We start from the raw sequence: 21,452 nt of genomic DNA, 5'->3' as shown, positions 1-21,452 counted from the left end.
CCGCGATGCGCCGCTTCGGTTGTCTCACGGTCGTCACGGTGCTCGCGCTGGTCGCCGGCGCGTTGTGGGCGATCCACGACTGGGGCGGGGCGGGGCCTGCTCCCCGGAATCTGAGCATCACGATTCAGCCCGGGACCGGCTTGACCAAGGCCGCCGACCAGCTCGAGGCGGCGGGCGCGATCCGCTCGGCGAGCCGTTTCGTATTGTTCGCCAAAATCTTTGGCAGCGGCGCTGGGATCAAGGCGGGTGAGTTCGGCATCCCCGCGCACCTCAGCCAGTCGGACATCTTGCAGGTGCTGCAAGGCGGCAAGACGCTCCAGCGCTTCGTGACGATCCCCGAAGGCATGCCGTCGATCATGGCGCAGGAACGCATCATGGCGGCGCCCGAACTGACCGGGACGATCGATCGCCCCGCGGAAGGATCGCTGCTCCCCGACAGCTACAGCTACCAGCGCGGCGATACGCGGGCGTCTGTGGTGGCGCACATGCAGCGCGACATGAATGCCTACCTCGCCAAAGCTTGGGCAAACCGCAAGCCGGGACTCGTGGTCCGGACGCCGCAGGAAGCGATAATCCTTGCCTCGATCGTCGAAAAGGAAACCGCCAAGCCGAGCGAACGGCGGCTAGTCGCGGCGGTCTATTCGAACCGGCTGAAGCGCGGGATGATGCTCCAGGCCGATCCGACGATCATCTATCCGGTCACATTCGGCAAGGCGCTCGGCCGGCGTATCCTGCTGTCGGAGAAGAACGCGAAGAATGCGTACAACACCTATACGATGACCGGCCTGCCCACGGGGCCGATCGCCAATCCGGGTCGCGCGTCGATCGACGCGGTGCTTGACCCGGCGGATTCGAACGCGCTCTATTTCGTCGCCGACGGCACGGGCGGCAGCGTGTTCGCCGACACGCTGGAGCAGCAGAACATCAACGTCCAGAAGTGGTACGCCATCCGCCGCGCCCGGGGGGAAATGTAGGCCCTGGTGGCGAAAGAGGGCTTTCAATGTAGGATTTCAACTGTCAGCATTGCCGCATGCCGGTATGCAATGAGTGGCCGCAGCCCAATCTAGTTATCGTCCACCCCCATCTTGCAAATGTTGGAAATTATCGTTCGCGCGACTTTAGACTTCGTGCGCGTTTTGCATGAAATGTGGGAAATCTCAGCGCAGACCGGCCGCCGCGCGCGCCTTCGACTCGACCTCCGCGGGCGTCCCCGAGCACACCCAACTCCCGCCGACGCACAACACCGGATCGAACGCCAGCCACTCCGCCGCGTTCGCTTCGCTGACGCCCCCGGTTGGACAGAATCTGCACTGGTAGAACGGGGCGGCGAGGCTCTTGAGCGCCTTCAGCCCGCCATTGGCTTCGGCGGGGAAGAACTTGAAGTGCGTCAACCCGAGATCGAGCCCGCGCATGATGTCGGCGGAATTGGCGATACCCGGCAAATACGGCACGCCGCTCGCGATGATCGGTTCGGCGAGCCGCTCGGTCAGGCCGGGCGAGACGATGAATTCGGCGCCGGCGTCCATCACCGCTTCGAATTGCTCCGTGTTGACCACTGTTCCTGCACCAACGATTGCGCCGGGCACCGATTTCATCGCACGGATAGCGTCGAGAGCGGCCGGGGTGCGCAACGTTACCTCGAGCGCGGCCAGCCCGCCCGCAACCAGCGCCCTAGCCAGCGGGATCGCCGTCGCAATGTCGTCGATGACGATCACCGGAATGACCGGTGCGGCACGCATGATGGCTTGGATATCGTTCACTGGGAATGTTCCTGCGCGAAGGCAGCCGCGGCGCCGTAAAGCCCGGGCTGGGGATGGGTGATCAATTTGACGGGGATGCCTGCCATCAACTGCTGAAAGCGGCCCTTCGCCGTGAAACGCTCGGCGAAGCCCGACCGCGCGAAGTGATCCTTGAGCTTGAGGCCCAGCCCGCCCGCTATAACGACGTCCTTCGCCCCCTGCGTGAGCGCTAAGTCGCCAGCGAACGCGCCGAGCGCCAGCACGAACCGGTCCAGCGCGGCAATGGCCAGACTGTCCAACCCTTCGAAGGCGAGGCCCCAGATCGCCTTGTCGTCGAGGTGACGCACAGGCTTGCCTTCGATCTCCGCCAATGTTTCATAGATCGCGACGATCGCCGGCCCGGCACAGACGCGCTCCGCCGACACGCGGGTGAAGGTCTTGCGCAACCGTGCCAGCATCGTGTCCTCGAATGCGTCGAGCGGCGCGAAGTCGATATGCCCGCCCTCGGTCGAAAGCACATGATAAGTGTCGTCAGCGTGAAGCACGCCCGCGACGCCAAGGCCTGTGCCGGGGCCGCAGATCGACGTGACCCCGTCGCGCGCCAGCGGTCGCTCGGGGCCGCAGATGTGGAGGAAATCCGCGTCGGGCAATTGCGCCACGGCGTGCGCGATCGCCGCAAAATCGTTGACGATGACATAGACATCGGCGCCGAGCCGCTCGGGGATCAGCGCCGGGCGGATGATCCAGGGATTGTTGGTCAGCTTGATGACCTCGCCACCGACCGGGGAGGCAACCGACAGCGCGGCGGCCTTGGGCAAGAGTTTGCCGTACTGCCGTTCGAAATCCTGCCATGCGGTCTGGAGTGAGGCATGTTCTGCTGTCTTTTGCGTGACGACATCGCCGAGCGAGACGACCTTGCCGTCGGCCACCTCGGCGATGGCGAAGCGGGCGTGGGTGCCACCGATATCGACCGCGACGACCTGCATCACAAACCCGCCCCCGCGAAAATCGCACTTGCCCCAAGTTCGGCTTCATCCGCCGCGCCACGAAACAGGCCGAACAGTTCGCGGCCCATTCCCTCAGCGGGAGGAGGGCACTCTGCGAGATCCCGTGCATCCCATTCGGCGGCATCGACCAGCGCGTCGAGTGTTCCGGTCACGGCGTCGAGGCGGATGACGTCGCCGTCGCGCACCCTCCCGAGGGGGCCACCGCCCAGCGCCTCTGGCGAGCAATGGATTGCCGCGGGCACTTTGCCCGACGCACCCGACATGCGGCCGTCGGTGACCAACGCGACCTTGAATCCCTTGTTCTGCAGCACGCCGAGCGGCGGGGTCAGCTTGTGGAGTTCGGGCATGCCATTGGCGCGCGGCCCCTGGAAGCGGACGACGACCACGACATCCCGGTCGAGCTCGCCAGCCTTGAATGCGGTCTGCACCTCGGCCTGGTCGTGGAACACGCGCGCGGGCGCCTCGATCACCCAGCGCTCGCGGTCGACCGCCGACACCTTGATGCACGCCCGGCCGAGATTGCCCGACAGGATGCGAAAGCCGCCCTCGGGGGAGAACGCGTTGTCTGCCGGACGCAGGATCGTCTCATCGCCGCTCGCGCCCGGGTCCTCCCAGCGCAGACCGTCGCCCTCAACCACCGGACGCCTGCCGTAATCCTCGAACTTGCCGGCAACGGTAAGAATATCGCCATGCAATAGCCTCGCGCCGAGCAATTCGCGGATGACGAACGGCATCCCGCCGGCATCCTCGAACCCGTTTACGTCGGCTGCGCCGTTGGGATAAACTCGCGCGATCAGCGGCACCGCGCGGCTCAGCTTGTCAAAATCTTCCCAGTCGATGACGATCCCCGCAGCGCGCGCGATGGCGGGCAAGTGGATCAAGTGGTTGGTGGAGCCGCCTGTCGCGAGCAGCCCGACCGCCGCGTTGACGATCGCCTTTTCATCGACGCAGCGCCCGACTGGCCGGTAATCGTCGCCGTCCCAGCCGATCGCCGTCAGCCGATGCGTTGCAGCGCGGGTCAGTTCCTGGCGCAGCTTTGTCCCCGGATTGGCGAAGGCGGCGCCGGGCATGTGGAGGCCCATCACCTCCATCATCATCTGGTTGGTGTTGGCGGTGCCGTAGAAGGTGCAGGTGCCCTTCGAATGATAAGCGCCGATCTCGGCGTCGAGCAATTCCTCCCGATCGACCTTCCCTTCCGCATACGCCTCGCGCACCGCCGCCTTGGCCTTGTTGGCGAGGCCGGTACGCATCGGGCCGCCGGGGATGAGGATCATCGGCAAATGTCCGAAGCGCAGCGCGCCCATCAGCAGCCCCGGCACGATCTTGTCGCAGATACCGAGCAATGCCGCGCCCTCGAACATGCCGTGGCTCAGCGCGATCGCGGTGGAGAGCGCAATCGTGTCGCGACTGAACAGCGACAGCTCCATGCCGGGATAGCCCTGTGTTACCCCGTCACACATCGCCGGTACGCCGCCCGCGACCTGCGCGGTCGCCCCGGCCTCACGCGCCCAGACCTTCATCTGCTCGGGATAGCGGTAATAGACAGCGTGCGCCGACAGCATGTCGTTGTACGACGTGACGATACCGATATTCATCGCACGATCGGCCTTCATCGCGTCGCGGTCTTCCTCGGTGCCGGCATAGCCATGCGCCAGGTTCGCGCAACCGAGCATCGGGCGCTTGAGCCCCGCATCGCGCTCGCGGGCGATCAGGTCGAGATAGGCGGCACGAGTCGACCTCGACCGTTCGACGATGCGGTCAGTGACCTTGGCTACGGCGGGATTCATCGGGCTTCCCTCATGCCGGTCCGCTTTGCGGCACGGCGGACCCCGGCACAAGGCCGGGGTGACGGCTCACATACGTATGCCGCCGATCACGGCGCCCAGTGGATATCCACCGGCAATTCGGTGTCCGCCAGCACGCGCCCGATTGGATAGGTCGATCCGGCGCCTTGGCCGATCGCATCCTCGATCACCTTGCGCTTGGCCGCGCCCGTCACCGCGATGATCACCGCCGCCGACGACACGATCGCCGCGCGGCTCAGCGTCACGCGCGCAACCGGGGCATCGGCCGGGAGCGGATCGGGCATCACACCCAGCGCGCGGCGTTCCTTGGGTCCGTTGAGCGCTTCGTCGAAGTCGGGCCCGGGAAAGATCGAAGCGGTGTGCCCGTCGCCGCCCACGCCGAGCAGGCAAAGATCGAGCGGCCAGTGCAGGTCCTGCATCAGCGCATCGGCCGAGCGCCCCGCCGCCTTGTAATCAGCGGTCGCGGTGGGGACGATTGGCATTACGCGCGCGCCCTTTGGCAGGAACGCCTTCGCCAGCGCGGTGACGTTCGACAGCGGATCACCCAGCGGGACGATTCGCTCGTCGCCCGGGATGATGGTCACGCGCTTCCAGTCGAGCTTGGCCTCGCTCAGCTGGGCGTAGATGGGGAGGGGGGTCTTGCCCCCGGCCAGCGCGATGACCGCGCCCCCGCGCGCGTCGATCGCGCTTTCGATGATGAACTGCGCATCGCCCGCGACAGCCGCGGCCATCTCGCCGGCGTCTTCATATTCCCACCATTCGATTTCTTCGTTGATCGCCATCGTTACGCTTTCTTCGTTCTCTAGCCCTCTCCCGTTTGCGGGAGAGGGTTGGGTGAGGTCTTCTTACTTCTTTCATCGCGCGGGCCAAAAGAAGACCCTCACCGACTTCCCACGCAGGCGGGAGAGGGCAAAAAGGCTAGTCGTCCTGCCAGGTAACCCCGTCGCGCTCGGTCAGCGCGATCGAAGTGGAGGGCCCCCAACTGCCCGACGCGTAGCTCTTCGGCTTCATGTCGTTCGCTGCCCAGCCCGCCCGGATCGCGTCGGTCCAGGCCCATTGCGCCTCGACCTCGTCGCGCCGCACGAACAAGGTCTGGTCGCCCTCGATCAGGTCGAGCAGCAGTCGTTCGTACGCAATCCGCCGCCGCGTACCTGCGAATTCCGCGTCGAGGCTGAGGTTCAGCGGGACTTCGCGCAGATGCACGCCGTCGCGGTCGAGCCCCGGCTCCTTCGCCATGATCAGCATCTGGATATATTCTTCGGGTTGCAGCCGGATAGTCAGGACATTGGGCTGGAGCAGCCCGCCGCGTCCGGCGAACATCGAATGCGGCACGGGCTTGAACTGGATCGCGATCTCACTGCGCCGTACCGCCATGCGCTTGCCGGTGCGCAGGTAAAACGGCACGCCCTGCCAGCGCCAATTGTCGATGTTGGCCTTGATCGCAACAAAGGTCTCGGTCGTCGACGGCTTGCCGAGTTCGTCGAGATAGCCCTTGACGATCTGACCATCTACCGCGCCCGGTCCGTACTGGCCAGTTACGGTGTTGCTCGGCACGTCCTCCGGCGCCATCATGCGCAGGCAACGGAAAACCTTGGCTTTTTCGTCGCGAATCGAATCCTTGTCGTACCGCGCCGGGGGCTCCATCGCGATCAGCGCGAGAAGTTGCAGCATGTGGTTGGTGACCATGTCGCGCAACGCACCCGCACCGTCATAATACCCCGCGCGCTCTTCCAGCCCGACCGTTTCGGCGATGGTGATCTGGACGTTGTCGATGCCTTGCGCGTTCCATACGGGCTCGAAAAACGAATTGCCGAAGCGTAGCGCGAGGATGTTCTGGACCGTCTCCTTGCCGAGATAATGGTCGATCCGGAAGATCCGGTCCTCGGGGAAAACCGCGGCCACCGCGTCGTTGATTTCGCGGCTGGAGGCGAGGTCGTAACCGAGCGGTTTTTCCAACCCGATGCGCACGTTGCCATGCGCCAGGCCGGCCTTGTTCAGCCCCTTGATCGTCGCCTCGAACAGGCTCGGGGCGGTCGACAGGAAGATCGCCATTCCTTTCGACGTGTCGCCAAGTTCGTCCGACAAGTCCTTGAAATGATCCGGCTCTGTCGCATCGAGCGCCTGGTAATTCAGTCGCTTCAGGAACGACCCGATCTTGTCCTTGTCCTTACGGTCCTCGGGCAGATATTTGTCGAGCGCTTCCTTGGCGAACTTGCGGAACGCACCGTCCTCGAACACCGTCCGCGCGGTGCCGGTGATCGTCATGTCGGCGGGCAGCAATCCGTCCTCGTCGAGCCCGTATAGCGACGGCAGCAACATGCGCTGCGACAGGTCGCCAGTCGCGCCGAACAGCAACAATTTGTCGAGCGGCGCGCGGGTTTCCATGTAAAAATAGGCCTTTTTCCGGGAAGTCGTGCGCCTACCAGACCGGATATCGGCGGGGCAACCTCATTCCCGTGCTGAACGCTCCAAACCGTCATTCGGCGCTTGATCGGCGGTCGATCATCGTAGCAAGTGCGCGCGGCGCCCCTCGCATCCGGACACGCGAATGGATATCGGACAACCAATCATCGAACACGGGGCGGTCGATGTCCGGAATTTGCGTGACGGTCTCGCGCGCGTTGGTCCGGATTTCTGGCGGTTGGATCAGGCGAGCCGTGTAGGCCTGGCGGGGGAAAGGCCCGGCGGCGCGGTCTACTATTATAACGACCAGCCGATTTTCCTGGCGCGTGCGGCGCTGAACGAAGCCCAGCAAACCGGTCGTGTCAGCGTGTTGCGTAATGCGGCGCGTCCGTTGTTCGACGCGGTGGACGCGATCGTGCGGGATCACGTTGCGCCGCTTTACCCGGGTTGCGACGTCTTGCGCGTGCAACTGGCGGAGCTTCCGGCGGGAAATACGATCTCGCCGCATCGTGACGTCGACATGCTGGCATTGATCCACCGGACGCACATCCCCATTGCGACCAACAAAGCAGTTGCGTTCACGATCGCGGATGAAGACTTTTTCCTTGGCGAAGGCGTGCTGTACGAACTCAACAACTGCGCGCGCCATGCGGTGCGCAACGATGGCGACACCGATCGCGTCCACCTGCTCGTCGATATGCTTCCGCATTCGGTCGGCCGTGCGGCCTATTTCGATTCGGCGAAGGAGTTGGCGGTCGCGATGATGAAGGCAGCGTCGGATGGCCGATAGCTACGATCCGAACGCCGTCACGGGGGCGGTCAAGCGCGGACAGCACCGGAAAATCATCGGCGGCCTATGGGACGAACTGGGCCAGTTACAGCTCGACTTCCTCAAGTCGCAGGGGCTGAGTCCATCGCACGATTTGCTGGACGTGGGCTGCGGGTCGCTGCGTGGCGGCATCAAGTTTATCCCGTATCTCGATCCTGGGCGGTATTGGGGCATCGACAAGGATCCCACGCTGCTTCAGGTCGGCTGGGACATCGAATTGGCCAAATGCGGGCTGGCCGCGCGCCAGCCCCGCGCGCAGCTCGTCTGCCTGGACGACTTTCAATTCTCCAGCCTGGGCGCCCAATTCGATTATGCCATCGCGCAGTCGGTGTTCACCCACATGCCGTTGAACCGGATCAGGCGTTGCCTGGCGCGGCTGGCACCGGCGATGGGTGAGGGGGGGCGATTTTACGCGACCTATTTCGAAATCGACGATTCACAGGATCGCGAAGCGGAGCAGGTCCATGTCATCGGCGGCATGACCAGCCACAGCGACCGGGCATTCTATCACTACAGCCGGCGCGACATGGATTTCGTCGTGGAGGATCTGCCCTGGACCATCGACTATATCGGCGATTGGGGTCACCCGCGCGATCAGAAGATGCTGCTGTTCATCAGGCAATAGCGGCTGCCTACAGCGTCAGCCCCGCGATCGGATCGAACCCGGCCATGATGTTGAGATTCTGCACTGCCGCGCCGGCCGCGCCCTTGCCGAGATTGTCGAGCGTCGCGATCAGCCGGGCCTGGCCGGTCTCGTCGTTTCCGCAAACGCGCAATGTCAGCCGATCGGTCCCGGCATCGTCCTCGATCCTTACGAAAGGCACGTCGCCGGGCGCGATCCGGACCAGCGGCGAGTCCTTGTACGCGTCCGCTAACGTTGCCTCGATCTGCGCCAGACTGGCCTTGCGGGGAAGCGCATGCAGCGGCAGGGGTACTTCGACGATCATCCCACGATAGGTGTCGGCAACGCCCGGCTGGAAGATCGGCAGATGCTCGATCCGCGCCTGACGGCGCATTTCGGCGACATGCTTGTGCGACAGGTCGAGCGCATAAGCGCGGGCGCGGGTTTTGGCTTTGCCGCTTTCGAATTCCGCGATCATCGCTTTGCCGCCGCCAGAATAGCCCGAAAGCGCGTTGACGCTCAGCGGCCAGTCGACCGGGATATAACCCGCGCGCACCAGCGGACGGACGAGCGCGAGGAAACCCGTCGGGTAACAGCCCGGGTTGCTGACCCGCGCCGCGCTCGCGATTTCCGCCTGTTGCCTGGGCTCGAGTTCGGGGAAACCGTACGTCCAGCCGTCCGCGACGCGATGCGCCGACGATGCGTCGATCACGCGCGTGCCGTTGGACGTGATCATCTCGACCGCGTCGCGCGCCGCGTCGTCGGGCAGGCAGAGAATCACGAAATCGCTGTCGTTCAGCGCTTCGCTGCGCGCCTTGGCATTCTTGCGCCTGGAATCGTCGAGTACGACAAGCGACATGTCGCTGCGCCCGCCCAGCCTTTGCGTGATTTCCAGCCCCGTCGTGCCGTGCCCGCCATCGATAAAGACGCTGACGCTCACTTCGCCTGGTCCAGCGCGTGCCGATCGACATAGCCGGCCAGCCGCCGGTCGGGAGACACGCCCCAGGCAACCTCGCGAAGGACTTCCAGGCACTCGAAAGCCTCGCCCGCCCGCAGCTCGGCGAGCAGTTCGGAATCGGGGGACGAAGTGGCGTGAAGCGTCACCGTACGGGTAACGATGCACGGCATCGGCGCGGCGTAATGTGGTGCGAATACGTACTCGGCGAGCCGCACGTCGGCCAAGTCGGGGCGGACGGCGTTGTGGCGCGGGTCGATCGCCACCGAATGGCCGGTCAGTGCAAAGCTTTTACGCGGTGGCGCGCCGGGCGCGAGGCTCGCTTTCTCCCACAAATTGTCCGAACTCTTCAAGAAAGCCTGCCCCTTCGGTCGTCTGCGCGATGAATATGTTGCGTTTGTCGGTATTGTCGCGCTGGCGGCGCAGATAGCCGAGGCCACCCAATCTGTTCAAGGCGCGCGTGACGACCGGTTTAGACACATTGAGCGCGCGCGCCAGTCCACGCACCGTATGCGGGCCAGGGCTGAGATAGACGACCATCAGCAACGCCATCTGGCGGTTGGTCAAATCGGGTTCACCGGAGCGGACGTAGTCGACCAGCGTATTCATCCACCGCGTCAGCGGCGGAGCGGTGAAGGATGCGGCGATATTCATGGCCTTGCTCACAATCGTGTGCTCGAAAAGGGGCGGGATCGATGCTGTAACAACGTGCGCCGAGCCTGCTTGGTTTCAGTGGCGATACGAAATGTCTCGTAAACCAACCGATCGACCCGCCATCCGTCGTGGTTGATCGCGCCCGATTGCTCGCCTATGTGCCCGCTTTCCCCATTTCAGGCGCTCCTTCTTCCATGCTGTTCAGTTTCCTGCTCGTCGTCCACTTCATCGTGGCGTTCTCGCTCGTCACGGTCATCCTGATGCAGCGCTCGGAAGGTGGCGGGCTGACTGGCGGCGGCAGCCCGGCGGGGCTGATGTCGGCGCGTGGCGCGTCCGACTTCCTGACGCGATCGACCGCCATCCTGGCGACGGCGTTCGTCCTGCTCTCGATTACGCTCGCATTCATGGCCGCAACGCGGCACGCGACGACGATCGACACGTCGGTCAACCGCGCGGCCCCCGTCGCGCCGGCACCGGCTCAGCCACAGACTAGCGGCGGCGCCTTCGGCGGCGACGCGGCCAATGCCGCGGCAGGGGCGAGCGCTCCCGCCAATCTCAGCTTCCCGGGCGTGACCACGCCGCAGGAAAATCGCGCGGCGCCGGGCAACACGGCCGCTCCGACCAAGTAATTTCGCGCACCCAACCGCCGCGCCGACATTTTTTTTGTTGGCGTGGCGGATTAGCGCGCTTGCCGTTCGTCCCCAATCCAAGCTAGGCGTTTTCTCCCATGGCGCGGTTTATCTTTATTACCGGCGGCGTGGTGTCCTCGCTTGGCAAGGGTTTGATGGCGGCGAGCCTCGCCGCCCTCCTGCAGGCGCGCGGTTATCGCGTCCGGATCCGGAAATTCGATCCCTATCTCAACGTCGATCCGGGCACGATGAGCCCGTATCAACATGGCGAGGTCTACGTCACCGACGATGGGGCGGAGACCGATCTCGATCTGGGCCATTACGAGCGCTTCACCGGGGTGGCGGCGCGCCAGTCGGACAACGTTACGTCGGGACGAATCTATCAGCAGATCATCCAGCGCGAGCGGCGCGGCGATTATCTCGGCGCCACCGTCCAAGTGATTCCGCACGTCACCGACGCGATCAAGGCGTTCGCGCTGGCCGAAACCGACGACCTCGATTTCGTGCTGTGCGAGATTGGCGGCACCGTCGGCGACATCGAATCGCTGCCGTTCATCGAGGCGATCCGCCAGATCCGCAACGATTTGGGCCGCGGCAATTCGGTCAGCATCCATGTGACGCTGGTGCCGTACATCGCAGCCGCCGGCGAGCTGAAGACCAAGCCGACCCAGCATTCGGTGCGCGAACTCGCCGCATTGGGCGTCCAGCCCGACGTGCTGGTATGCCGCTGCGAACAGCCGCTGCCCGCGGGCGAGCGCGCCAAGATCGCGTTGTTCTGCAACGTGCCGGCAGCGGCCGTGATTCCCGCGCTCGATGCGAAAAGCATCTACGCGGTGCCGGTCCAGTATCATGAAGAAGGGCTCGACGAGGCCGTTCTGACCGCGTTCGGCATCGAACCCGGCGCCAAGCCCAAGCTGGATCGCTGGATCGACATCATGGACCGGCTGACCAACCCCGAAGGCGAAGTCACCGTCGGCGTCGTCGGCAAATATGTCGGACTGCAGGACGCGTACAAGTCGCTCAACGAAGCTTTGGTCCATGGCGGCATCGCCAACCGCGTGAAGGTCAATATCCGCTGGATCGACGCGGAAGTGTTCGAGCACGCCGATAGCGACGTCGCCGCACAGCTTGAGCCATGCCACGCGATCCTCGTTCCCGGCGCGTTCGGTGAGCGCGGCGCGGAGGGCAAGATCGCCTCGGTCAAGTTCGCGCGCGAGCGCCAGGTGCCGTATTTCGGCATCTGTTTCGGGATGCAGATGGCGTGCATCGAGGGCGCGCGGAACCTGGCCGGCATCGCCAAGGCGAGCTCGACCGAATTCGGCCCGACCGATGAGCCGGTGGTCGGCATCATCACCGAATGGATGGCCGCCGAAGGCGTGCAGAAACGCGAGGCCGGCGGCGACCTTGGCGGGACAATGCGGCTCGGCGCTTACGACGCAAAGCTCGACGGCAACAGCGTTGTATCATCGATCTACGGCGCGACCGACATCAGCGAGCGCCACCGTCACCGGTATGAGGTCAATACGGGGTACAAACAGGCGCTGGAGCAGGGCGGGCTGGTGTTCAGCGGGATGTCGCCCGACGGCATGTTGCCGGAGATCGTCGAGCGGCCCGACCATCCATGGTTCGTCGGCGTCCAGTTCCACCCCGAGCTGAAGAGCAAGCCGTTCGACCCGCACCCGCTGTTCGCGAGCTTTATCGCCGCGGCGGTGAAGAAGAGTCGGTTGGTCTGAGGTTTGACGCTTTAGTTTTCGCTACTATCGCGTTCGGCGGAGAGAAAATTGGCGGAGGGCGGTGTCCCGCGACCAACGATCCTCCAAAGGCATAAACCCCGACGTTTTCCATTTCGGGGCGGGCCTTGCGATAATCGTTCTGAAGCGTTCGCAAGATTTCATGGCCGATCTGGCGGATTGAGACACGCTCAACGCCGGAAATAGGCCGACTGCCTTGGCTATCGGAAAAATTCCATCCGAGCGAGTTGTTCTTTGCCAGATCCGAGTATGCTTCGTTCAATTTAGGATCGACGTGAGCTCCACCGTCTTGATTAGCGGCGGTTAGAACGAGATCTCTACGCGACATCGTTCGGCGCTGCGCGTCCCTCATGACCGCCTCGTTCCACCACAGGTCAAAGGGTCGTCCACGATGTGCAAATGCTGGCCCCGAGTCGAGTGGCGCTAGATAATTGTCTTTACCGGTACCCATCATCAAGAGCGGCGATTCAGACAATAAGTTCTGTGAATCTAACGGAATAGCAGTATCTAAAAAATAGATACCATCTTTGCAATTTAGCAAACTCAGCAGTGAACGGGATTTGTCCGTGTCGTGAACCAAAACGCGGACAACGACAGCAATTCTCTTTGATTCAGCCTCAAACCCCCCGTCAAAGGAGTCACACGACGCTTTCAGGAATTGGACCTGATCAGCGAGATGGGCTTCGAGTTCAGTATTGGTTAGGGTGGTTTTGGGCACTTACCGACTTCCAATAATCTCCTGCGGGATGTGGTAGCAGCGGCAAAAAATTTAAACCTACGATCGGCTGATTAGAAAAAGGCGCCCGAACCTACTCGATCCGGGCGCCCCCTTCGGGTGCTTCCAAGGGAGCCGGAAAACGCCCTGGCCGTTACGCCGCCTCGGCTTCGTCCGCGGCAGGCGTTTCGATCGCGGCGAGCGGGGCTCCGGTCTTGATCGCGATGGTCTGGGGCTTCAGCGCCTCGGGCACTTCGCGGACCAGGTCGATCGTCAGCAGGCCGTCGTTCAGGCGCGCGTCCTCGACGCGGACGAAGTCGGCCAACTCGAAACGGCGTTCGAAGCTGCGCGTCGCGATGCCCAGGTGCAGGAACGCCGACTGGTCGCCGTCCTTGTCCTTCTTGCCCTTCACCGTCAGCAAATTCTGCTGCGCTACGATCTCGATCTCGTCGCGCCGGAAGCCGGCGACCGCGAGCGTGATGCGGAAATGGTCCTCGGCGGTGCGCTCGAGGTTGAACGGCGGGTAATTGTCGCTCGATTGGCGCGCCGATGTTTCGAGCATGTCGAACAGGCGGTCGAAGCCGATCGTCGAGCGGCGATAGGGAGTCAGATCGAATTGTCGCATGTGAATATCCTCTATGTGAAGCGATGTTCGGATCGACGCGACCTCGTCCGAGCATCGCGTCGCCGCATATCTGGGGCGTTCCGTCGCCGGTTCAAGACCCATCCGGCGGGATAATATCGTACGTTTTCAAGGTACATAAAGTTGAACTTCAGTGTGCCCGCAAGCGAAGTTCCTGTAATCATACCAAGCGAGTGGGGATTTATAGGGCCTCGAACGATCTAGGGGATTCGACGATGCTCGCGACGCTACCGCTCCTGCTTTCCGCCGCCGCCCCGCAAGCGATCGCGCTGGCGGAAATGCCGCGTGTTCCAGCGGTGGCGGTCGCGGACCCCGCGCCGCAAGTCGATCCGCAGGCCGCGCCCAAGGAAGACGGCGATATCGTCATCACCGCGCGGCGCCGCGAGGAACGGCTGCAGAACGTACCGATCGCGGTGTCGGTGCTGAGCGGCGACACGATTTCGAACACCGGCGCGTTCAACGTCAACCGGCTGCAAACACTGCAGCCCTCGCTGCAATTCTATTCGAGCAACCCGCGCAACTCGGCGATCAACATTCGCGGGCTCGGCGCGCCGTTCGGGTTGACTAACGACGGCATCGAGCAAGGTGTCGGGCTGTATATCGACCAAGTCTATATCGGCCGGGTCGGCGCCTCGACCTTCGATTTCGTCGATGTCGAACGGGTCGAGGTGCTTCGCGGGCCGCAGGGGACGCTGTACGGCAAGAACACCACCGCGGGCGCGGTGAACATTACGACCAAGAAACCGAGCTTCCAACCCGAAGCGACGTTCGAGGTCAGCGCCGGCAATTACGGACTGGTCCAGATCAAGGGGTCGGCCTCCGCGCCGATCGCCGACGGCAAGCTGGCGGTGCGGATTTCGACGTCGGTGACCAAACGCGGTGGCACCGTTTATGACGTCAAGAAGGACCAAAACCTTCAGAAACAGGATAATTTCAGCGTTCGCGGGCAGTTGCTGTGGCAGGCGACACCTAGCCTCGATCTGACGTTCTCCGCCGATTTCAGCCTGCAGAACCCGTATTGCTGCGTGCAATATTACGCGCGCACCGGCGCCACGCAGCGGCCGTTGGCGCGCCAATATGCAGCGCTGGCCGCGGCGCTCGGCTACACGCCGCCCAGTCTCGACACGTTCGATCGCGTGACCGATCTCGACGCGACGATCAACTCGCGCCAGGAAGTCGGTGGCATTTCACTGGTCGGCAATTGGGATATCGGCCCGGCGACGATCACGTCGGTTAGTGCGTACCGCTATTGGGACTGGCTTCCGGCCAACGACCGCGATTTCACCGGCCTGCCGATCACCACCGTGTCGCAGAACCCATCCCAACAGAAGCAATTCTCGCAAGAGCTTCGCGTCGCGTCGGACGGGTCGAACAAGCTCGATTACACGTTCGGGGCGTTCTACTTCAATCAGACGATCAACACGCAGGGGTCGCAGGTCCAGGGACCTGTAGCGAGCAAGTGGCTGCTGTCGGGCGCCGACGCGAACAATCCCAACGTACTGAATGGCTTGACCTCCACCAACACGATCAGCTTCGACAACACCAGCTTCGCGGTGTTCGGCAAGCTAAATTGGAAAGTGACCGGCAAGCTGCACATCCAGCCCGGTCTGCGAGTCAATTACGACAAGAAATCAGGGTTCTACGAATCGGTCGTCAGCATCGCCAACAGCCAGTACAATTTCGTCGCGACGGCGGATAACGTCGGCACCCTGCTGGCCGCGGCCACGGCGATCAGTCCCGCGGCACGGACGACGTTCCTCAACCAGACCAACACGCTCGCCCCGCAACGTTACAATCCGCGGTTCAGCGCCTGGAACGTGTCCGGCGACGTCACCTTGTCCTATGATGTCACGCCCGATGTTCACGCCTACGCGACCTATGCGCGCAGCTTTAAATCGGGCGGCATCAACCTGTCCGGGCTGCCGCTCAATTCGACGAACACCGGCGTCGATCTCAGCACGCAGACGGTCAAGCCCGAGAAGGTGAACCATTTCGAGGTCGGGCTGAAAACGCAATTCTTCGACCGCAAGGTGACCATAAACCTCGCGGGCTTCTGGGACGAAATCAAGGATTACCAGGCGACGGTGAACAACAACGCGATCAACGTGATCCGCGGCTATCTGGCCAATGCTTCCAGAGTGCGGGTGCGCGGTGTCGAGTGGGATTCGTCGTTCCGGCCGTCCAAGCAGCTCAGCCTGTATTTCAACGGCGCCGTGACCGACGCGAAATATACCGATTTCAAGAACGCGCCATGCCCGCCCGAATTGAGTGGCGGGACCGCGCTGACGGTGGATGCAAACGGCAACCTTAGCGGTACGCCATCGCCGGCGGGGACGGCGGGAGGCAACAGCCGGCCGTTTTGCGACATTTCGAGGCAGATTCTTCCCGGCATCTCGAAATTGGCGCTGTCGTGGGGTGGCGAGTTCAACGTGCCGGTCGGTGGCGGGAAAGCCTATATCGGCTATGACGGCAGCTATCGGTCGAAATTCTCGTCCAACCCGTCACGCTCGGCCTATACCGACATTCAGGGCTATTCGCTGTCCAACCTCCGCGCCGGTTTCCGCACCGATAAGTGGAACCTGTACGGCTGGGTCCGCAACGTGTTCGACAAGAACTATTACGAGTTGTTGAGCACGCAATCGGGCAGCACCGGACTGATCGTCGGCCAGCCGGGCGACCCGCGTACCTATGGCGGCACGTTCCGGATCAGTTTTTGAGATAGCTCCGTCCCGGTTGGGGGATGGGGCTGGGTGAGGGTCTTCCTTTTCCTGGAAGCGGAGGAAGACCCTCGCCGCGCTTCGATTCGCGCCGGTCGGCGAAGCCGCCGTCGCTCGGGCCGCGATGCGGCTCGGCGGCCGGGCGAAGCGATGCTCCGCACCGGCAGCCAAGCGAGCTTAGCCGCCTTCGCTTCGCCCAAACGCAAACGACCGGACTGTCTCCAGTCCGGTCGCCTGCGTGACGATTGCTCGTCAGCCCCCTTGAAGTTCCCGCCCGCACGTCTTTTTGGAGACGGAGCTGGAAACAATCCCCGAACCACGGCCATCGACCTGCGTTTCGTGAAGGCGTTGCTAGGCGGCGCCTCCCGGTTTGTCATCGCCAAACGGACGCCGCACCGCCGATTGCGGCAAGCGTGTGTCGATTCCGCCACAGCATCGCCTTGGTTGCCAGTCACTTCGGCGCCACCTAGAGCGAGCCCTTCCGGGGCGGACGAGTGAGGGCTGATTGATACTCCTGTCGCGCTACGAACGCATGATCGCCGGGCGATACCTGCTCCCCGGCAAGGGCGAGCGGTTCATCGCCGTGGTCGCGGCGTTCAGCCTCGGCGCGGTGATGCTGGGCGTGTGGGCGCTGGTCATCGTGATGAGCGTAATGAACGGTTTTCGCGCCGAACTGTTCGACAAGATCGTGGGGCTGAACGGCCACGCGATGGTCCAGGGCTATAACGGCCAGCTTCGTGACTGGCGCTCGATCGTAGCTGAGACCAAAGCCACGCCGGGCGTGACTAGCGCTATCCCGCTGATCGATCAGCCGCTGATGTCTACCGTCAACGGGCGAGTCGAATTCATCCTGTTGCGCGGGATGGCGGTCGATGACTTGCGCCGGAACAAGTCGATCGCCGACAATATCGTCGTCGGCAAGCTCGACAGCGTCACCGCCGGCAGCAATCGCGTGGCGATCGGATCGCGACTCGCCGAATCGCTCGGCGTACAGGTCGGCGACCAGATCACGATCTGGAACCCGGCGGGCCAGGCGACGCCGTTCGGCACGATGCCGCGCATGGTCGCCTATACCGTCGGCGCGATCTTCGAGGTCGGGGTGTACGATTACGACAAATCCTACGTCCTGATGCCGATGGAGGACGCGCAGACGCTGTTGCTGATGCCCAGCGACACGGTGATGATGATCGAGGTGAAGACCGACAGTCCCGACAAAGTCGGCGACATTTTGCGCCCGCTCGCCGCGAAGGTTCAGGGCCGCGCCGTCATCAACGACTGGCGCCAGATGAATTCGGAGCTGTTCGAGGCGCTGGCGGTCGAGAAGGTGGTGATGTTCGTGATCGGCTGCATCATCATCCTGGTCGCCGCGTTCAACATCGCGTCGTCGCTGATCATGCTGGTCCGCGCCAAGACGCGCGACATCGCGATCCTGCGCACGATGGGTGCGACGCGGGGGTCGCTGGTCAGGATTTTCATGACGGTCGGGACGACGATCGGTGTGCTTGGCACCGCGGCCGGGGCGTTGCTCGGGTTCGCGACGCTGGCGGTGCGGCAACAAGTGCTCGGGCTGGTCGGGCGGATTACGGGTCAGAATCTGTGGGATCCCTCGATTCGCTTCCTGACCGAATTGCCGTCCAAGCCCAACCCGGTGGAGATCGCCGCGATCGTATTGGTCGCGATGCTGCTGACGTTCATCGCGACGCTGTACCCGGCGTTCAAGGCGGCAGGAACCGACCCCGTGCAAGTGCTTCGCTATGAGTGAAGCAGTTCTTTCGACTACTGGTTTAACGCGCTCCTTCGAACAGGGCGGCGTCACGATCGAGGTGCTGCGCGGCGTCGATCTGTCGGTCGGTGCCGGCGAGATCGTCGCGCTGCTCGGTCCCTCGGGATCGGGAAAGTCGACGCTGCTTCAGGCGGTCGGGTTGCTGGAAGGCGGATTTGGCGGGTCGATCCGCATTGCGGGGATTGAGGTGTCGAAGCTCGACGCCGCCGAGCGCACCGTGACGCGGCGCGACCAGCTCGGCTTCGTCTATCAATTCCACCATCTGTTGCCCGATTTCACCGCGATCGAGAACGTCGTGCTGCCACAGCTGATCCACGGCGCGACGCAAAGCGAGGCCGAAGTGCGCGCCGATACTTTACTGGCCGCACTCGGTTTGGTGCATCGCCTGACGCACAAGCCCAGCCAATTGTCGGGGGGCGAGCAGCAACGCGTCGCCGTCGCCCGCGCGCTCGCCAACCGCCCCGCGCTCATCCTGGCCGACGAGCCCACCGGCAATCTCGACGAAGGCACCGCCGACATCGTGCTGGCCGAATTGCTCCGCCTGGTCCGCCAGGAAGGCTCCGCCGCGCTGATCGCGACGCACAACGAGCGTATCGCGGCGAAGATGGATCGTGTGGTACGACTGCACGAAGGGCATCTCGAATAAGGGGCAGGGCATGACCGCGATCACCGATTTCCACGTCAAGGCGGCGAACGGCGCGGACGCCGATCTGGCGGAATTCGCCGGCAAGGTGCTGCTGGTCGTCAATGTCGCGTCCAAATGCGGGTTCACGCCGCAGTACGAGGGGCTGGAGGCGCTTCACCGCAAATATGCCGATCGCGGGTTCGAGGTGCTGGGCTTTCCCTGCAATCAGTTCGGCGCGCAGGAGCCGGGCAATGCCGAGGAAATCGCGACTTTCTGCTCATTGACCTACGATGTCACCTTTCCGGTGTTCGCCAAGGTCGATGTCAACGGATCGACCGCCGACCCGCTTTATGCCGAGCTCAAGAAACAGGCGCCGGGGTTTCTCGGAACCGAAGGCATCAAGTGGAACTTCACCAAGTTCCTGGTGGGTAAGGACGGCAAGGTGGTCGAACGCTACGCCCCGACGACCAAGCCCGAGGACATCGCAACGGATATCGAAAAGCTGCTTTGAGCGCGTGATAAAATCTGTGGAAAGATCGACCGGTTGGGTTTCAAACCGCGGAGCGACCGCCTAGCGTTGGCCCATGCCTCATTCCGGCTTCGTGCCCCTTCGAATCTTCTCATGCTACACGATGCTCGACGGCGCGATCGAGCCGAAGGCGATCGCCAAATCCGCCCGGGCCCTAGGGTTTCCCGCTGCCGCGTTGACCGACCGCAACGGGCTGTTCGCGGCGATGCCGTTTTCGGATGCCGCGATCGAGGCGGGGGTGCAGCCGATCATCGGCACGATGCTGGGCGTCGCGCGGCCCGATCTGCCAGAGGGTGCTGCGGTCGCGACCGACTGGCTTGCGCTCTATGCGCAGGATGAGGCGGGCTATCTCAACTTGTGCAAACTGGTCAGCGAGGCGCATCTCGGCCGTCCGCTTGAACAGGCGCCGCATGTCGATCTCGAGAGGCTCGCCGGACACGCCGAAGGACTGATCGCGCTGACCGCGGGCGGGGAGGGCGCACTTGCCCGCCTATTCGCCGAGGACCAGCCCGACCGCGCCTTGGCCTATGCCGACCGCTTGCAGTCGATCTTCGGCGACCGGCTATATGTCGAGATTTCGCGCCGGCTCGACCCGGCCGAGGGCAAGGCCGAGGCCGAATTGCTCGAACTGGCCTATGCCCGCAACCTGCCGATCGTTGCGACCAACCCGTGCTGTTTTGCGGAGCAGGAATTCGGCGAGGCGCACGACGCGATGCTGTGCATCGCCTCATCGAGTTACATCGCCAGCGAGGACCGCCCGCGTAGCTCACCCGACGCGTGGATGAAGCCCGCCAAGGACATGCGGACGCTGTTCGCGGATTTGCCCGAGGCGATCGCCAATACATTGGTCATCGCGCAGCGCTGCGCGGTTGCAGCGCCGAAGCGCAAGCCGATTCTGCCCAGCCTCGCCGGCGATCCCGATGCGGAGGCCGAGGCGCTGCGGACGTGGGCGCGTGAGGGGTTGGAAAAACGGCTCGATCGCATCGTCGAATTGGGCGGCGAAGGTGAGGGCGAGTGGCGCGCCGAGTATCGCGACCGGCTCGAATTCGAACTCGACGTCATCATCAGCATGGGCTTTTCCGGCTATTTCCTGATCGTCGCCGACTTCATCCAATGGGCGAAGTCCAACGATATCCCGGTCGGCCCAGGCCGCGGCTCGGGCGCGGGCAGTGTCGTCGCCTGGTCGTTGACGATTACCGATCTCGATCCGATCAAGCTCGGGCTGCTGTTCGAACGCTTCCTCAACCCCGAGCGCGTGTCGATGCCCGATTTCGACATCGATTTCTGCGAAACGCGGCGCGGCGAGGTCATCCGCTATGTCCAGGCGAAATATGGTCGCGACCAGGTCGCGCAGATCATCACCTTCGGGACGATGAAGGCGCGCGCCGTCCTTAAGGATACCGGCCGCGTGCTCCAGATGAGCTACGGCCAGATCGACCGGCTCGCGAAGCTGGTGCCGAACCACCCGACCGATCCGTGGACATTGACCCGCGCGCTTAACGGCGTGAGCGAATTGCTGGCGGAGTACCGCGGCGACAAGGATGTCCGCCACTTGCTCGACTTGGCGATGAAGCTCGAAGGGCTGCCGCGCCATAGCTCGACACATGCCGCCGGCGTGGTGATCGGCGACCGTCCGCTGGCCGAACTCGTCCCGCTTTACCGCGACCCGCGCTCGGACATGCCGGTGACGCAGTTCGACATGAAATATGTCGAATATGCGGGCCTCGTGAAGTTCGATTTTCTCGGCCTGAAGACGCTGTCGGTGCTGCAAAAGGCGACTCAGCTGCTTGCCAAGCGCGGGATCGCGCTCGATCTCGACGCGCTGACCTGGGACGACGAGGACGTCTATCGACTGCTCCAGAAGGGCGACACGGTCGGCGTGTTCCAGCTCGAATCCGAAGGTATGCGGCGCACGTTGTCGGCGGTTCGCCCGAGCAATTTCGGCGACATCATCGCGCTCGTATCGCTCTATCGCCCCGGCCCGATGGACAATATCCCTGCGTTCGGCCGCCGCAAGAACGGGCAGGAGCCGATCACCTATCCGCA

The 21,452-nt window shown here is 63.5% G+C and carries 20 protein-coding genes; 10 read left to right on the top strand and 10 right to left on the bottom strand.

The annotated features are described in order from the left end of the window. Window positions 1-5: 5 nt before the first annotated feature. Window positions 6-974: an endolytic transglycosylase MltG gene (gene mltG / locus JWM94_RS02030; protein ID WP_299420692.1), complete on the top strand. Its 969-nt coding sequence runs from the start codon at window positions 6-8 to the stop codon at window positions 972-974. Between the two features lie 183 nt (window positions 975-1,157). Here the strand turns inward: mltG and eda are convergent, their stop codons facing one another. The 5 genes from eda to zwf form a co-directional block, all read right to left on the bottom strand. Continuing rightward, the gene (gene eda, locus JWM94_RS02025) at window positions 1,158-1,760 is read right to left on the bottom strand and encodes a bifunctional 4-hydroxy-2-oxoglutarate aldolase/2-dehydro-3-deoxy-phosphogluconate aldolase (protein WP_299420689.1); all 603 of its coding nucleotides are present in this window, start codon (window positions 1,758-1,760) and stop codon (window positions 1,158-1,160) included. Next, entirely contained in the window at window positions 1,757-2,725 is a 969-nt protein-coding gene (locus JWM94_RS02020) for a glucokinase (RefSeq protein ID WP_299420737.1), read from the bottom strand. The genes eda and JWM94_RS02020 overlap by 4 nt, the downstream gene beginning before the upstream one ends. Then, entirely contained in the window at window positions 2,725-4,533 is a 1,809-nt protein-coding gene (gene edd / locus JWM94_RS02015; RefSeq protein WP_299420686.1) for a phosphogluconate dehydratase, read from the bottom strand. Before edd ends, JWM94_RS02020 begins: the two co-directional genes overlap by 1 nt. 86 nt (window positions 4,534-4,619) lie before the next feature. After that, a complete protein-coding gene (gene pgl / locus JWM94_RS02010) occupies window positions 4,620-5,333 on the bottom strand; it encodes a 6-phosphogluconolactonase (RefSeq protein ID WP_299420684.1) in 714 nt (237 codons plus the stop codon). A gap of 136 nt (window positions 5,334-5,469) precedes the next feature. After that, window positions 5,470-6,936, bottom strand: coding sequence for a glucose-6-phosphate dehydrogenase (gene zwf, locus JWM94_RS02005; RefSeq protein ID WP_299420681.1), 1,467 nt, complete (start codon window positions 6,934-6,936; stop codon window positions 5,470-5,472). Between the two features lie 163 nt (window positions 6,937-7,099). Here zwf and JWM94_RS02000 point away from each other — a divergent pair, with 163 nt between their 5' ends. Together JWM94_RS02000 and JWM94_RS01995 are read left to right on the top strand one after the other, a co-directional pair. Beyond that, a complete protein-coding gene (locus JWM94_RS02000; RefSeq protein WP_299420678.1) occupies window positions 7,100-7,744 on the top strand; it encodes an aspartyl/asparaginyl beta-hydroxylase domain-containing protein in 645 nt (214 codons plus the stop codon). After that, window positions 7,734-8,408 (top strand): class I SAM-dependent methyltransferase, encoded by a 675-nt coding sequence (locus tag JWM94_RS01995; protein ID WP_299420673.1) that lies wholly within the window; start codon window positions 7,734-7,736, stop codon window positions 8,406-8,408. Before JWM94_RS02000 ends, JWM94_RS01995 begins: the two co-directional genes overlap by 11 nt. A 7-nt stretch (window positions 8,409-8,415) precedes the next feature. Here the strand turns inward: JWM94_RS01995 and argC are convergent, their stop codons facing one another. From argC to JWM94_RS01980, 3 genes are read right to left on the bottom strand one after another with little or no spacing between them, the layout of a single operon-like run. After that, window positions 8,416-9,345, bottom strand: coding sequence for an N-acetyl-gamma-glutamyl-phosphate reductase (argC, locus tag JWM94_RS01990; protein ID WP_299420670.1), 930 nt, complete (start codon window positions 9,343-9,345; stop codon window positions 8,416-8,418). Continuing rightward, on the bottom strand, window positions 9,342-9,713 hold the full coding sequence (locus tag JWM94_RS01985) for an SH3 domain-containing protein (protein ID WP_299420667.1): 372 nt from the start codon (window positions 9,711-9,713) through the stop codon (window positions 9,342-9,344). The genes argC and JWM94_RS01985 overlap by 4 nt, the downstream gene beginning before the upstream one ends. Next, entirely contained in the window at window positions 9,652-9,969 is a 318-nt protein-coding gene (locus JWM94_RS01980; RefSeq protein WP_299420733.1) for a MarR family transcriptional regulator, read from the bottom strand. Before JWM94_RS01980 ends, JWM94_RS01985 begins: the two co-directional genes overlap by 62 nt. Before the next feature lie 242 nt (window positions 9,970-10,211). Between JWM94_RS01980 and secG the strand changes: the two genes are divergently transcribed. Together secG and JWM94_RS01970 are read left to right on the top strand one after the other, a co-directional pair. Beyond that, window positions 10,212-10,643, top strand: a complete 432-nt coding sequence (secG, locus tag JWM94_RS01975) for a preprotein translocase subunit SecG (RefSeq protein ID WP_299420729.1) — start codon at window positions 10,212-10,214, stop codon at window positions 10,641-10,643. 98 nt (window positions 10,644-10,741) lie between these two features. After that, entirely contained in the window at window positions 10,742-12,376 is a 1,635-nt protein-coding gene (locus JWM94_RS01970; RefSeq protein ID WP_299420664.1) for a CTP synthase, read from the top strand. Here the strand turns inward: JWM94_RS01970 and JWM94_RS01965 are convergent. Next, the gene (locus JWM94_RS01965; protein ID WP_299420660.1) at window positions 12,339-13,112 is read right to left on the bottom strand and encodes a hypothetical protein; all 774 of its coding nucleotides are present in this window, start codon (window positions 13,110-13,112) and stop codon (window positions 12,339-12,341) included. The genes JWM94_RS01970 and JWM94_RS01965 overlap by 38 nt on opposite strands. A 151-nt stretch (window positions 13,113-13,263) precedes the next feature. Continuing rightward, entirely contained in the window at window positions 13,264-13,734 is a 471-nt protein-coding gene (locus JWM94_RS01960) for an Hsp20 family protein (RefSeq protein ID WP_299420657.1), read from the bottom strand. Window positions 13,735-13,967: 233 nt separating this feature from the next. Here JWM94_RS01960 and JWM94_RS01955 point away from each other — a divergent pair, with 233 nt between their 5' ends. From JWM94_RS01955 to dnaE, 5 genes are all read left to right on the top strand, one after another. Beyond that, window positions 13,968-16,469 (top strand): TonB-dependent receptor, encoded by a 2,502-nt coding sequence (locus tag JWM94_RS01955; protein WP_299420654.1) that lies wholly within the window; start codon window positions 13,968-13,970, stop codon window positions 16,467-16,469. Between the two features lie 508 nt (window positions 16,470-16,977). Further along, window positions 16,978-18,231 (top strand): lipoprotein-releasing ABC transporter permease subunit, encoded by a 1,254-nt coding sequence (locus JWM94_RS01950; protein WP_299420725.1) that lies wholly within the window; start codon window positions 16,978-16,980, stop codon window positions 18,229-18,231. Then, entirely contained in the window at window positions 18,224-18,898 is a 675-nt protein-coding gene (locus JWM94_RS01945; protein ID WP_299420652.1) for an ABC transporter ATP-binding protein, read from the top strand. The genes JWM94_RS01950 and JWM94_RS01945 overlap by 8 nt, the downstream gene beginning before the upstream one ends. Before the next feature lie 10 nt (window positions 18,899-18,908). After that, entirely contained in the window at window positions 18,909-19,388 is a 480-nt protein-coding gene (locus JWM94_RS01940; RefSeq protein ID WP_299420650.1) for a glutathione peroxidase, read from the top strand. Window positions 19,389-19,461: 73 nt separating this feature from the next. Then, a partial coding sequence (gene dnaE / locus JWM94_RS01935) for a DNA polymerase III subunit alpha (RefSeq protein ID WP_299420647.1) occupies window positions 19,462-21,452 on the top strand: 1,991 nt, incomplete at its 3' end.

The sequence above is a fragment of the Sphingomonas bacterium genome (assembly GCF_028289855.1).
Classification (GTDB): domain Bacteria; phylum Pseudomonadota; class Alphaproteobacteria; order Sphingomonadales; family Sphingomonadaceae; genus Sphingomonas.
This window is presented reverse-complemented; position numbering and strand designations above follow the sequence as displayed.